At 66.5% G+C, this 13,654-nt stretch carries 10 protein-coding genes and 2 pseudogenes; 5 read left to right on the top strand and 7 right to left on the bottom strand.

The features are described from left to right. Nucleotides 1-23: 23 nt before the first annotated feature. The gene (locus HKK74_RS17690) at nucleotides 24-1,298 is read right to left on the bottom strand and encodes a hypothetical protein (protein WP_222722397.1); all 1,275 of its coding nucleotides are present in this window, start codon (nucleotides 1,296-1,298) and stop codon (nucleotides 24-26) included. A 4-nt stretch (nucleotides 1,299-1,302) separates the two neighbouring features. After that, nucleotides 1,303-1,767 carry a hypothetical protein gene (locus tag HKK74_RS39110; RefSeq protein WP_222722396.1) on the bottom strand — a complete coding sequence of 155 codons (465 nt, stop codon included), beginning with the start codon at nucleotides 1,765-1,767 and terminating at the stop codon, nucleotides 1,303-1,305. 155 nt (nucleotides 1,768-1,922) lie between these two features. Here HKK74_RS39110 and HKK74_RS17685 point away from each other — a divergent pair, with 155 nt between their 5' ends. The 4 genes from HKK74_RS17685 to HKK74_RS17670 all read left to right on the top strand — a co-directional run bounded on the left by HKK74_RS17685 (nucleotide 1,923) and on the right by HKK74_RS17670 (nucleotide 7,686). After that, the gene (locus tag HKK74_RS17685) at nucleotides 1,923-2,315 is read left to right on the top strand and encodes a hypothetical protein (protein WP_187244327.1); all 393 of its coding nucleotides are present in this window, start codon (nucleotides 1,923-1,925) and stop codon (nucleotides 2,313-2,315) included. Nucleotides 2,316-2,357: 42 nt separating this feature from the next. Continuing rightward, the gene (locus HKK74_RS17680) at nucleotides 2,358-3,854 is read left to right on the top strand and encodes an esterase/lipase family protein (protein ID WP_222722395.1); all 1,497 of its coding nucleotides are present in this window, start codon (nucleotides 2,358-2,360) and stop codon (nucleotides 3,852-3,854) included. Nucleotides 3,855-4,224: 370 nt separating this feature from the next. After that, the gene (locus HKK74_RS17675; RefSeq protein WP_222722394.1) at nucleotides 4,225-5,463 is read left to right on the top strand and encodes a YcaO-like family protein; all 1,239 of its coding nucleotides are present in this window, start codon (nucleotides 4,225-4,227) and stop codon (nucleotides 5,461-5,463) included. Nucleotides 5,464-5,706: 243 nt separating this feature from the next. Continuing rightward, nucleotides 5,707-7,686 (top strand): NACHT domain-containing protein, encoded by a 1,980-nt coding sequence (locus HKK74_RS17670; RefSeq protein ID WP_187244325.1) that lies wholly within the window; start codon nucleotides 5,707-5,709, stop codon nucleotides 7,684-7,686. Between the two features lie 82 nt (nucleotides 7,687-7,768). Here the strand turns inward: HKK74_RS17670 and HKK74_RS17665 are convergent, their stop codons facing one another. The 4 genes from HKK74_RS17665 to HKK74_RS17650 form a co-directional block, all read right to left on the bottom strand. After that, nucleotides 7,769-8,773 carry a HEAT repeat domain-containing protein gene (locus HKK74_RS17665; RefSeq protein ID WP_187244324.1) on the bottom strand — a complete coding sequence of 335 codons (1,005 nt, stop codon included), beginning with the start codon at nucleotides 8,771-8,773 and terminating at the stop codon, nucleotides 7,769-7,771. Nucleotides 8,774-8,779: 6 nt separating this feature from the next. Beyond that, complete coding sequence (locus HKK74_RS17660) at nucleotides 8,780-9,442, bottom strand: HEAT repeat domain-containing protein (protein ID WP_222722393.1); 663 nt, start codon at nucleotides 9,440-9,442, stop codon at nucleotides 8,780-8,782. A gap of 245 nt (nucleotides 9,443-9,687) precedes the next feature. Then, complete coding sequence (locus HKK74_RS17655) at nucleotides 9,688-11,877, bottom strand: family 43 glycosylhydrolase (RefSeq protein ID WP_222722392.1); 2,190 nt, start codon at nucleotides 11,875-11,877, stop codon at nucleotides 9,688-9,690. Beyond that, entirely contained in the window at nucleotides 11,874-12,083 is a 210-nt protein-coding gene (locus HKK74_RS17650; protein WP_187244323.1) for a glycoside hydrolase family 99-like domain-containing protein, read from the bottom strand. Before HKK74_RS17650 ends, HKK74_RS17655 begins: the two co-directional genes overlap by 4 nt. A gap of 808 nt (nucleotides 12,084-12,891) precedes the next feature. On the opposite strand from HKK74_RS17650, the pseudogene HKK74_RS17645 reads away from it, so the two are divergent. Further along, a pseudogene (locus HKK74_RS17645) lies at nucleotides 12,892-13,209 on the top strand (IS5/IS1182 family transposase); the annotation flags it as partial. A gap of 6 nt (nucleotides 13,210-13,215) precedes the next feature. Here the strand turns inward: HKK74_RS17645 and HKK74_RS17640 are convergent. Continuing rightward, nucleotides 13,216-13,487: pseudogene (locus HKK74_RS17640) on the bottom strand (IS3-like element IS987 family transposase); the annotation flags it as partial. Between the last annotated feature and the right edge of the window lie 167 nt (nucleotides 13,488-13,654).

The following is a 13,654-nucleotide window of genomic DNA, read 5'->3' as shown; positions in this document are numbered from 1 at the left end:
GTCACCTCCTCGCGATCGCGACCTCACAGCATCCGCAGCCAGCGTTCGGCCTCGGCCGGGCTCATCTCACCGTTCAGGCCGGCCCGGATGAGCGCGTTCCGCTCGATGTTGCGTGCGGTGAGCGATTCGTAGGCCGAGTACCACGCCGCAGTGGGTATCTGGTGGCGCCGCAGGTAGTACTTGAAGGCTTGCTCGTCCCGCGCACCGCCGAACAGCAGCCAGCGGGTCCGCGGATATCCGACGCCGTTGCCGAACACGGCGTTGAGGCCCCAGGCGACCTTGTCGATGAAGTCGTCCATGTAGCTTTCGAGACTGCCGTCGTAGTCGCTGGCGAACAGCACCCGCCGCCGGTCGTCCATGGACACCCAGCGGGCGAAGTGAATGGTCTTCACTCCGGCCAGATCGGCGTGGCCGTAGTGATGGCGCACGGCGTAGTCGATGGCGCTCAGCACCAGGCGGATGGTCAGCCCCCGTAGCGGCCCCGGCTTGACGAGGCCGACGGCGGTGAACGGGTTCTGTGCGGCCAGGTCCTCGAGCTCGGCCAGTTCCTGGAGTTGCTCGGGTGCCGGGCGTTCGGTGTCGGGCTCGTCTCGCAGCTCGTGCAGGCGCAGCAGCACCGCCCAGACCGGTGCCGCGACGATCAGGGCCGGGAGGGCGGGCAGAAGCAGCGCCGGCACGCCGAAGCGGTGCAGCGCCTCTTTCGCCCGCCACGACAAGGCCGGCCGGGGCGGCGGGTGCAGCGCCCATGCGAGCTCGGGCGTGTCGTTGACGTAGGCCCGGATCTCCTGCCGAATCTGGAGCGGGGTGCGGTCGGACAGGTCCTCGTGCTGCCCGTCCAGGAACTCCTCGATGGCCGCCCGCAGCGTGGCCTCGGCACGGATCTGCGCCTGACCACGGCCGATCGTGTTGACGTAGAAGGCGTCAGCGGGCATCGAGTGCGCCCGCAGCCAGCGTAAGCGCGTCGTACGGGACGCTCCGGTTCCGGGATAGCCGGTGCAGTAGCCGAAGACCTCGTCGACGCCTTCGCCCGCGACGTCCAGAAGGTTGGCCAGGTGACGTCCCAGCGGAGCGTCCACCTCTCCCAGGTAGACGAGCCCGGCCGGGATCACCGCACCGGTCAGGTCCTGCTGTTCGGGCAGGACGAAGAACCGCGCGAAGTGGACGCCGGGTAACCGGTCGAACCGGAACGGCGCACCGGCCATGCCCGCCCGGCCCACCTCTACCAGTCGTTTGCGCAGTTCGTCGGCTCGCCCCTCATCGATAGGGGCGCGAATCGTCACGGCGATCTGATGCGGCATGTCGTCACACCCGCCCGGCAGAACCCGTACCGAAGCGCAGGGAGAAGGCGGCCATGACACGCCGGCCGCGAAAGAAGATCACGCCCAGGTAGAGGTTCGGGGCGACCAGCCTGATCTCGTCTTGCAGCCCGCCCACCGGGCCGGGGGTGTGCGAGTAGTCCACGACGACGCACTCCTTCCCGTCGACCAAGCTGGGTCCATGCCGGACCTCGGCCGGAAACCTGCGAAGGCCGAACGGAGTCACCTTGTTGAGCAGCCGCCCGTGGTCCCGGTCGAAGACCTTGCCCTGCCAGACGAGCAGGTGCACCACCCGTGCGATGGCCCGTCCGAGCACCGTGCCGGAGAAGAGCAGCGCGGTCCCCTGGGCCTCCCCGTCCGGGATCGGCCCGGCGGGGCTCGCCCGGAAGATTCGGTCGAGCCCGGCATTGGGTATGGAGAGTATGTCGGTCGATGCAGGCAGGACGTACATGATCCGTCCTCGATCCCTACGTAGGGCCTCTTATGGCTTCTCCAACGAACGCTTCTCGACGTTGGGTAAAACCCGCAACCTAGAATGACAATATGTACATATAACCGCTTAAAGAGTTATTTGTTCTGCGCCTGCTCTGCTAGGGGATGAGTGCGATGGCTCTCAATTCCGATCAAGCCCGCATTGCCCTCGGTGTCATCCGACTGTTCAACGGCACGATGGCCATGGTGGCGCCGGAGTTCATGCTGCGCCGGCTAGGCGCCAATCCGGTCGCCAATGGGGTGGCGATCTACCCGTTTAGGATGTTCGGCGTCCGGACCGTCGTGCTGGCCCTGGACCTGTTGTGGCCGCCGACGCTCGGCGGGGAGGCGCGCAGGCGGGCCCAGTACGCCGGAATCGCGATCCACGCGACCGACGCGGTGTCTGCCGCCTCGGCCGGCCTGCGGCACCAGTTGCCCCGCCGGGTCGCCGCCGTCGCGACCGCCATCTCCGTCACCAACACCGCACTGGCCATCACCATCGCCCGTGCCGACTGCACGTGCCGATGATGGTCGTGCACCTGAATGGGCATCTGTGCCGGGGGATAGATCATGATGGCGAAGCTGCCGATCGTCTACGTACGAGGGTTCGCGGGTTCGGGCATCGAACAGGCCGTAGCGGATCCCCTCTACGGGTTCAACGAGGGCTCCGTCCACGTTCGAGTGGGCGCGGGAGGGGATCCGATCTTCTATCAGTTCGAGGGCCCGCTGCTCCGGTTACACCAGGACGGGGGCTACGAGACCTTCGTCCACGGCGATCAGATGGCCTACCTGAGACGCGAGCCGAAGGTCGACCCGGCCAGCATCTGGATCCACCGGTTCTACGACGTCTCCGCGAGCTCGCTGAGCAAGGACCCCAAGGAGTTCCGCCTGGAGAAGGCGGCGGAGGATCTGCTCGATCTCATCGAGTTGCTCCAGGCCAAGACCCGGGCACCGCGGGTGCACCTCGTGGCCCACTCGATGGGGGGCCTCATCTGCCGGTGCCTCATCCAGAAGATCATCCCGGATCGGCGGCCGGGGCGGAAGGCTACCGAGTTCGTCGACAGGCTCTTCACCTACGGCACGCCCCACAGAGGCATCGCCTTCGATCTCGGCTCGCACATCCTGGGATGGCTGCGTGACGCCGGCGTAGAGGGCGCGGACGTCTTCGGAGCCGACCGGATGTACGAGTACCTGACCCCGGCCCAGCGGCTGCGGACCGACGGGGAGTGCCCCGAGGGCTGGGATCCGGCGCGGATGACCGACGCGGAGTTCCCGCTTGACCGGATCTGCTGTCTGGTGGGGACCGACCCGGAGGACTACCCCACGGCGCACGGTCTTTCGGCTCTGGCCGTCGGCCCCAGGAGCGACGGGCTCGTTCAGATCGAGAACGCCTACGTGCCGGGGGCGCATCGCATCGTCGTCCACCGCAGCCACAGCGGCCCCTATGGCCTGGTGAACTCGGAGGAGGGCTACCAGAACCTGCAGCGGTTCCTCTTCGGTGACCTTCAGGTACGGGCGGAGCTCGTGGGTCACCGCCGACCGCCGGAGCAGGACCTCGACGTCGTCTGGCAGGCGGAGGTACGGCTGTCCGTCCGCGGCGTCCCGGTCATCCAGCACGAGCAGACGGCCGGCCACTGGTGCCCCATCCAACTGTTCGACGGGCCCGATGGGCAGCCGGAACCGCTCGCGGTGACGTTCCTGCGCAGCGACCGCACACCGGAGAAGGACCAGGCCGCGCGATTCAGCCTCCAACTGCGGCTCCTGTCGCTCCGGCAGCGGGACGGGCACTTAGTTTTCGATCACCACCTGGAGCATGCGGCGGACTTCGACGACACCCTGATCGTCGACGTACGACCATGCGACGGTCGGCTCCGCGTCTGGACCACATGGAACTCCGCCATCGGGCGGATCGCGACCTACCGACCACAAGACCTGGATGCTCCGACGCTGCCCATGGATAACCCCGTACGGGGAACATGGATCGTGCATCTGCCGCTGCCGCCGGCCGCAGAAAAGATCCTCGGAAATGATGCCCGGATCAAGCTCACCGCCATCCGGCGAACCTGACGGGCGGGCTGGGTTCGATCCACACCATCGTCAATGTTCGTCCGGCTTGTTCCGGGGAATGAATCTAAGTCTCGCACATGTGAGGAGCAATTCTCATGGGTAACCGTGTGGACTTCAAGAGGTGCGAGTCCCTGGACAGCCGTCGTCAGACGCTGACCGAAGCCGAACGTGAGCGGCTGGAAGAGCTGCTTGGCGCGAGGGCCGCCGTTCAGCGGGCAGGGAAGGGAGCACGCAGAAATCGTGCGGCGAGTAACACGCAGAAATCGTGCGGCGAGTAATACGACCGTCTCCGCGCCCTACCGTCTCAGCGGCGATAAAGAGGACGGCCCGGGTATGCGGGCTGGAGCGAAGGAGCGGTGACCGGCTCCCGGTGGAGCGCGTGGTCCCGCTGGCGGAGGCCGCGAAGCGGGTGATGGCGGCGCTGGCCGACTTCGGCATGCGACCTGAGCTGACCGATCTGGGTCGGGGTGGTGAGCCGACTGCCTGGTCGTGCCGGATGCGTACGGGCGACGGGGGCGCGCCGGCGACGGCCCAGGGGATGGGCAAGGGACGGCGTGACGAGGCCCGGATCGGTGCGGTGTTCGAGGCACTTGAGCACTACCTCACCGGTCCGGACCTGTTCGACCCGTCAGCCGTGGAACTGGTCGGCTCCGCTCGGCTCGCGGCCGGGCCGCTGAGACATGAGGCTTGCTCAGTACTGTTGGGCCGGACACCGGCCCGGCGGCTGGCCTGTCACCGCTACCGCCCGCTGGGAGGAGGCCCGGAGATCCTGGTGCCGCTGTTCCTGTCGGCTCCCTGGTATCTCGAGGCGGAGGGCGACCGGCTTCGCGAGCAGGCCGCGGACACCTGTGACTACGGCGACCTGATGCGGTACAGCTGCAACAGCGGCTCCGCCATCGGCGTCACCGCGGCCGAGGCGCTGTTGCACGCTGTCAACGAGGCCATCGAACGCGACGCCCTGTCGCTGTTCCTGGTGCGCGCCTTCCTCGGCGCGGACGGCTTCCGGCCCACCGTGATCGACCCGGCGTCCCTCCCTGGCGAGCTCGCGAGCGCCTATGCGGCGGCCGAGCGGTTCACCGGCTCTCCGGTGTTCCTGCTGGACATCACGAGCGACCTCGGGGTGCCGAGCATGCTCGCGTACACCGCTCCGGCCGGCGGACGCCCGCACCGGCGCGGTGCGGGCACCTCCCTCAGCTCGACCCATGCCGCCTGGCGAGCGCTCACCGAGCTCCTCCAGACCACCGTGGGCGAGGCCCTGAGGGAACCGGGCGACACGCCCCGTGGCGACCTGACGGGGCTCACCGGCCACCCCGCCTTGTACGCCTGCGGACGGTTCGACCTCACCGATCACCTGCGCGGTGCCCGCGCGGTGCCCTGCACCCCGGCCGGTCGCCTGCCCGATCCTGCCGCCCAGCTGCGCAGGCTGATCGCCATCCTGGCGGCGCACGGCCACCCACCGTACGCACGTACCGTGGCCACCCTCCGCGCAGAGATCACCGCCGTGCACGTGCTCGTGCCCGGCCTGGAGCGCTTCATGCTCATCACCGGCGGCAACCTCGTTGTGCCCGGGCCCCGAGGCCGAGCCGCCGTCCGGGACGAGCAGCCCTGATATACCTCAGTTTGACCTTTATATTGGACTGCGTGCGAGCCTTTGTGCTCAATCAACCTGCCGCTTGCGGACTGCTGGTTACGCGATAAAACCGCACGGTCAGACGATGGCTTTATGCAGAGACGACGCTCGCAGAAAAATTTTCAAGTCGTAGCCTTAATGGTGTTAGGGGTCTGTCTCCTGGTACTGGCACCCGTACTCTTCAAGTGGGCGCCGGACTTCGGGCATGGGTCTGGGAAGGGCATGGCCGTCGGGTTCGGGTCGATCGTGTCGACACTGGGTGGCCTCATCGCGCTCTTCAACGGGTCAATGCTGCTGCTGGGCTGGTGGCGGAAGGCCACCGGACCCCTGGGCGCCTCCACAACCACCGAAATCAGCACCGCCAAAGACATTCTTGCGGGCCTGGTGACCGAGCAGTGGAAGGAGGAGACGGTCCTCCGGTCGCTCGGGGACCCCGAGCCCATCCCGGTGCCCTGGCGATCGACCGAACACGAAGAACTGATGGACCACCCCCGTCTCATCGCCGAGGGAGCCGTGGCGTTTCCCAGCCTCAGCGGGCACATCACCGCCATGGTCAACGACTTCCGTACGCTCCGATGCCGGCGCCTGGTGATTCTCGGCGGGCCGGGCGTGGGAAAGACGACCCTGGCTGTACAACTGCTCATGGAGCTGCTGAGGACACGGCGTCCCGGTGAACCCGTTCCGGTCCTCCTGTCGGCGGCGCGATGGGACACCAAAGCCCGCCCTCAGCTACGGGACTGGTTGGCGGAATGCCTCAGGATGGATTATCCAGCGCTACGCGCGGAGGGAATGCCGCCGGACACCCCACGAACACTTGCGTACCGCGGTGAGGTGCTGCCCGTCCTTGACGGGCTCGACGAGCTGTCCGACGAGACCAGGGCTGACATCCTCGCCGCGCTGAACCGGTCGATGAGCGGGGACGATCAGCTGATCCTCACCTGCCGTACGGCCCAGTTCGCGGAATCGGTCAACGTGGTCGGTGACGTGCTCACCGCGGCGGCGGTCATCGAACCGCGGCCCCTTTCCCCCGGAGCGGCCGCCGATTATCTCCAGGCATGCCTTCCGCCCCGGCCTCCCGCCACCTGGTCACACGTTCTGGACGCGTTGCGGGACGGCTCCGCTCCCGCCCTGCTCGAGGTCACCTCGACAGCTCTGGGCTTGTGGCTCGTGCGCATCGCCTACGTCGCCTCCAGAGTGGACCCGAAACCGCTGCTGAATCTCGGGCACGGGGATCCGTCCGACCTGCGCGACCACCTGTGCGACCGGCTCATCCCCGAACTCGTCAAGTCACGCCCTCCTGCCGACGACCCGGTCCAGCCCTTCCGGCCGTACCACTCCTGGGAGCCTGACCAGGTGCACCGGTGGCTCACCTACCTCGCGCGCCAGCTCGCGGTCACCGGCGCGGACACCCACGGTATGGCCTGGTGGCATCTCGCGCGCTACACCCCAACTCGTTCGATCCGGTTGACGGTCAGCCTCGGGTACGGACTGCTGGCCGGGCTCACGTTCGGCGCCCTGACGGTGCCGGTGGTCGGAGCAGTGGTGGGCCTCCTTTCCGCGCTCGTGCTGATGCTCACGACCGGATCATGGTTCACGCAGACACCTGGATATGTCGATCTCCGGCTCCGTGGAAAGCGCCCCCTTGTCCTTCGTACGATCATTGAGACACTGATCATCGGGCTCCTGGGTGCTTTTGTGGGCTGGCGCATAGGTGAGTCAGGTCTGTACGCGATGCAGATCGGCCTCCTGACCGGGCTCGTCTTCGTGTTCATGCTCGGAGTGCCCCGGTTCGAGCACCCCACCACTGCCACCACGGCACGATCTCCGCGTGCTACGTGGCGGGCCGACAGAAACCTCACGCTCGTCCAGGTCGTCATCGGAATCGCGATCGGAATCATGGCCGTGATCCTTCTCTGGAACGTTGGGATCAGTCTCATCGGTGCGTTCGCGGGTGGGTTGCTCCTGGGGTTGCTGATCGAGCTCATCAAGGGGCGACACCATGCCTGGCTGGCCTATAGCCTCACCGTCCCCCGGCTCGCGTCCAAAGGGGTGCTGCCTCTGCGGGCCATGGGCTTCCTTGAGGACGCCCACCGGTTGGGCCTGCTGCGCACCGAAGGACCTTTCTACCAGTTCCGGAATATCGAACTTCAAAAGCACCTGTCGGATCAGAAGCACTTTTCGGGGAGCGTTTCAGGCCGGTGAACAGGCGTAGCGGCCGTCTGGACACGTCCAGGGCGGCAACTGCAACTGGGCCCCACGCACACAGCACCCCAGGAAAGATCCGTTATCGTGCGTTGCGTATCCCGAGAATGTATTTCGCAGTAAGCGCAACGGCACGGTCTTCGTCATGTGACAGATCTGCGAGGGCACGTGACGCTGTGATTCCCGGGATATCCGCGAGCGCCTGTGTCAGCCGTCGACGTGCAGACGATTCAACGGTGCTGTGGGCGAGGCAATCAACGAGCCTGGTGGCGATCTGATCCGCCAACGCGGGACGACTCGCCAGCGCGCTCAGTGCATCGGCTGCATCGACGTCATTCGTCTCCTCGACGATCATATCGATGAGCGTCGGGACCGCGTCGGCTACTCCACGTGCCCCGAGCGCCAGAGCTGCACACCTGCGGACCACGATGTCGGGGTTCGCGAGGGCGTCCTGCAGCAGTGCGGTCGCCTTACCGTTCGGAATCTCAGCGATGGACTGGACGGCACGTTTCCGCACCTCGGCTACTGGTGAGCCGAGGCCCTCCGCCAGCAGCGCCAATCCGCCATCGCCCGATTGCGCCAGAGCCCAACGAAGGGCTCCGGCGACGTTCGGGTCCGTCTCGCTCAGCGCTGCCTCGACCAGTGCTTCCACTGGCACCGGAACCTCTTCGACTGAGGCCAAGGCCGCGCGCTGGCGCTTCCCAGGGCTCTTTGACCCCAACGCCTGGAGGAGTGCAACGATCTGGAGGACGTCCTCCCAGCCGGCGGGTTCCGCGGCACCGATCCGACGGAGTCGCGTGAGCAGCTCGGTCTCACCCGCAATGCGTTCTCGCGTCTGGCGGATGAGGTCGTCGACGAGCTCTGAGGGCGTGAAGCCGGGATCATCGAGCGCGCGCCTGACTTCACGCAGCGACAGCCCCAATGACCGCAGGCTCTCGATATGGAAGATCCGCCGGATGTCCTCGCTGGAGTACTGGCGATAGCCAGCGTCGGTACGACCCGTTGGCCGCACCAGGCCGAGCGAGTCGTAATGCCTGAGCATGCGGGCGCTGACCCCGGACCGTCGTGCCACATCACCGATCAACACTGCCTATCACCCCTCCTGGCTGATCCTGCCGAGGGCTACGACGCGCTTCGCCTCCTCGATCGCGAACTCGAATCCGGCATCCGGGTCGCGCAACAGCCGTTCCGTGGCGATCGCGTGCTCGCGCACGCGAGGGTCGAGATCCGTCATCGCAGCGCGCAGAGTTGGCAAAATCACCTCACCGAGCGCGATCAGCGCCCGGCTGAGGCTCAGCTGCGTCTCACGTTCGCCGCGCCCGAGCTGTGTCGACAACACTGCGGCCAACTCGGGCTCTTCACCTTCGGGCACGAGCACGACCGCTGCCCGCCAAGCGCTCCGCGCCACCTCATCGTCAGCGTCGGACAGAAGCGCCCGTGTGATCGCTGGCCACGCTTGCCGATCCCCGATCTTGGACAGCGTGTGCAACGCCTGGCTTCGTGCCTGCGCACGCTCCGAGCGGACTTCATTGAGAAGCACTGGGACCGTCATTGATGCTGAGTGGCGGGTGAGTGCCCACGTAAGCATGTCGCGCACGTAGAATTCGGGTTCGATCGCGCATCGTTCGATGAGCTTGTCGATGAACCGCGGGTCAGGGGTCGTGCCGACCGCTAGCGCTGCCCGCAGCCGCACTGACGAGCGGCTGTCCTCCAGCCCCTGGAAAGCTCGAATTGTATCCGTGTCCTGTTTCGGCATGGTGATCGGGACCCCCTCCTCGACACAGTGAAGACCTTGTCACCGTGTCAAGGTCAAGCGGGGTCACGCCGCGAGATCACCAGGCACCCTCTGTCACCGAGTTCGGTGCTTGTCAAGTCAGATGAGACGTGCGTGACGTTACGAGGCACGTTCACGTGTACGCCGACATCACGCAACGTCACGAATCACGGTTGTGACACAGCGGCTCTCCAACATCACCGTCCGGCCTGTGGCCGACCGGCGAGTCACGGTCTGTCCGAGGTGCGGCCCGAGTCAATGTAGGTGGATACGCGCAGGTCCCGGCCCTGCTCTGAGCGCCAGGTTGTGCCGCCGTCGGCGCTGTACAGCGCGCCGCCGCCGTCGTAAGGGTCCCCGTCGCTGTAGGCGATACCGAAGCATCCGCCAGCGGCAGAAGATGATCTGGCCACGAGCGCGAACCGGTCGCCCGCGTTGACTTGGACGCCCGCGTGGACGCTGACCTCGGCCGGTGACCAGCTGACGTGATCGGTGTTCAGTGCCCGGGTCACGAGGGCGGGACCAAGGCGGCCGTCCGGCCCCAATCTCGTCAGCGTGAGGTCCAGCGGCCCGGGCGGCCGCCCGATACGGAACGCCGTGAATCGGACCTCGTCGAGGACCCCCGACCGCCCCGCGGTAAACGTCTGCGCTCGCTGGTAGGGCCCGCTCAGATCGCAGTGGGGGCGGAAGCCGAGGTCACCCGTTGTCGCATCCAGCTCAGGATCGGGCGCCGGGGTTCCGTCATGCACACCGGCCAGCGGAAGATCGTAACTCGTTCCGCACCGTAGCGGTTCTATGCTGCCGTCGGCACGGAACCGCAGCGGCTCCCAGTGGTGCAGGGCGAGGGCCTCGTTGCTGGCACCGTGGTTCCACACATCGCTTTGGTAGAGGTAGACCGGGCCGCCGCGGGCCGGCAGCTTAGCCACGTCCGCCGGCTGGCCCTGGCAGGAGTCGTTGCTGATCCGGATGCCTTTGCGCTCGGGTTGGCGGTCCCAGCGGGACAGGTCACCAGAGAAGTCATCGGCGAGCAGCACTGTGCCGTCGGGCGCGGTGACCCGTATGTCGTCGAACCTGGCGGTTTCCCCGTCTGCGCCGCCGCTCTCCCGAAATCCGATCCGGCCGGCGGTGTGCGACTGGTCGGTCGTCTCGTCGATAAGGACACCATCCACCCAGGTACGGATCCGGGTGCCCGATACCTCGGTTCGCACCGCATAGGTCCGGCCGCCGACGATCGGCATCGGCGTCTTCACCACCGTCGCGCTGGCCACACCACCACCGCGGAAGACGACCTTGGTCAGGTTGCCGCCCTCAGCTCCCTGATGCGGGTAGTTGCCGAGCAACCACGCATAGCCGTCACCCGGGCCCTTAGCACGGAACACCCATCCGGCCTGTGCATATGTTCCGCCGCCTCCGGTCTGCAGTGGGGTCACCTGCGCTTGCAACGTGTAGTCGGTCCAGCTCGCGCCGTCGCGGCTCAGCCCGACGCCGCCGCCCTTTACGAGCAGTTGCCCGTCCGCCACCGACCAGTAAGGATCCGTGGCCGGCGCGCCGGTCCACGGTCCGAGTGGCGAAGGTGCGGTCAGGTACGACGTACCTGTCGTGCAGTAGCCGCAGTTCGGGTCGGACACGGTGAGGTAGTAGATGCCATTCCGCTCGAACATCGACGGCGCCTCGACGGCGCGCAGCCCGAGTCTGACGTGGTCGCCGGTCCCGCTGAGGTAGTCATCGCGGAGCCGCTCCACTACGACATCACCGCCCTGTCGCCAGTCCGTGAACGCGATGTAGCCGGTCCCATCGTGGTCGCGGAAGAGGTCGACGTCGCCGTTGTTGACCCCTGGCGGGATGTCGGCGTTGACGGCGAGCCGGGGCGTGGGCTCCTCGACGAACGGCCCGCTCGGTGAGTCGCTCGTGAACACGTGGTAGCCGACGCCGACGTCGTACGTGTTGACCCACAGCACGTAACGACCGGTGGCGGAGTTGCGCAAAACGTGCGGCCGGAAGCACCCATAGGTAGCGCCGTCGCACCTGCGCTGCCAGTACGCGGTGTCGGCATCGAAGAGCGGTCCGTTGTCGCGCCAGTGGACGAGGTCGGTGGAGTCATAGGACCGGAAGCCGCAGAATGGCGCGTCTGGTGTCTGCCACGCGAAGCCACAGCCGTAGCTGGTGCCATAGAGGTAGTAGTGGTTACCGAACCGCTGGATCTCACCGTCGTGCGCATCGATGGCGTTACCGTCGACGTCGAAGCGGATCGTCGCGCCGTGGGAGTCGCCATTGACGACCGTCGCCTTCCTGCTGGTCGTCGCCTTGTCAGCGACCTCTGCGTGGGCCGCCAAGGGGATGGCGCACACGGAAAGGAGTAGCCCGAGTGCGACCGCCGCATTCCAGACCAGCGTGCGGATGGTGACCCTGTAGGCGCTCACCGCGGTGCCTTGCTGACCGCTCGCAGCGCGTCGAGGTAGGCCATGCCGTACTCGACATCGGGCTCGCGGTAGTTGCCCTCAGTCCATTCGTTCCAGGCATTGATCATGACGATCTCCAGCTCATGGCCGGGTCGCTCGACGAAGTCACGCGCGGTGCCGAGCGCCCGGCGAAACTCGACGGGTGTGTTGCCGGTGAAGGTCGGCATGTACGGGTCGCCGATGGGCTCGTAAATGTCGGACTGGGCGGTGCGCGGGCTGTTCCGGTTGGGGCAAGGTGCAACGGGCCAGCCGCAGAGGTGGGGGCAAATTGAATCGTTTTGATGATTGGGCCGACCGAGACGCTAGGCGCGGATCGCGCCAGATGTCAAGAGTCGCCAAGGGTTTCGAGTCGATCTCCGAATCATCACGTTCAACCGCCCGAACCGTTCCGACGTGCGCGAACTCATGGAGGGGTCGCTTTGCGAGGCAACGCGGACACCCGGTCGTCGCCGAGATATCCCATGTAGCCATGAACCAACGCGGCGGTGTTGGACTGATTCCGGCCGGGAACAAGCAAGGACGGTGTCGCGAGTCGGCAGCCACCGCGAGAGGCTCCCTCGGGAATCCAGGCGCAGCACTCTCCGGCAGGGAAGCTGCAGGTCAAAGCCCGGTCGAGTCTTTGAACGGCACCGGTGACCTCAATGGGTCAACCGTGGATGCCCTTCGACTGGCCATTGACAACCGCGCGGACGTCGTACAGGCTGAGACGTGGGGCTATTAAATCGTTTTAATAACTCGGGGCGGCGCGGAGCGGCACCAAACGTCACCCCTCGGTGCTGTGGGTGCCAAAAATTCATCCGCACCGTGTGGCCTGGGCATTCGCCCAAACCCTGGTCGGTTCTAAAGGTCAAACTGAACGCGTTCGAGCGTCGAGGCTACTTATTTGAACGTGCTCAGAACAGCCCCCTGTCTTCGGTGTCAGGGCAGAGAAGCGCAGGTCACGGTAGTGGACGGGGTTTTCGGCACCCGCAGGCGTTGGATGCGGTCCCGCCGGTGCGCGGACGGGTGGGGCGGCCCCGCCGGCGGCCCGACCGCCTGCTCGCCGACCGTGGCTACCACGACAAGTACCGGCGACTGGTCTGGGCCAAGGGCATCAAACCCCTGATCGGCCGCCGCGGCACACCACACGGCTCCGGCCTGGGAGTGCACCGCTACGTCGTCGAACGCACGATCGCGCTCCTGCACTCGTTCCGCCGCCAGCGCATCCGCTGGGAGATCCGCGACGACATCCACGAAGCCTTCCTCACCCTCGCCGCCGCCTCACCCGCTGACCTTTCTGTTAGGACCTCTTAGCCAGGCCAGCGCCTGGACGGCCGGTCGAGCTCGGCCCCGAAGAAAGCCGAAGCCGCCTTCAAGATCTCATTCGCCCGCCGCAGCTCCGCAACCTCGGCCCGCAGCCCTTTGATCTCCGCCGCGTCCTCGCTCGTCGTCCCTGGCCGCGCACCCGCATCGATCTCCGCTCGGCGGACCCACGACCGCACCGTCTCAGCCGCGCCAATACCCAGCTTCACAGCGACCGCCTTCATCGCAGCCCACTCGGTCGGATAGTTCACACGGACCTCCGCGACCATGCGAACCGCACGCTCACGAAGCTCAGGAGGGTAAGACGGACGTGCTACAACTCGATCCTCTCAGGGAATCGAGCCTCCATCAGACCCGGAGCTCTTCACACCGCACTACTCGCGAATCTGGGTCTGACCACCCAAACAATTGACGAGCGGGAACGGATGATTTCCAG

The sequence above is a fragment of the Actinomadura alba genome, from assembly GCF_014323705.1.
Taxonomy (GTDB): domain Bacteria; phylum Actinomycetota; class Actinomycetes; order Streptosporangiales; family Streptosporangiaceae; genus Actinomadura_C; species Actinomadura_C alba.
Note: the sequence above shows the minus strand (reverse complement) of the source record. Positions and strands in the feature narration are given on the sequence as shown.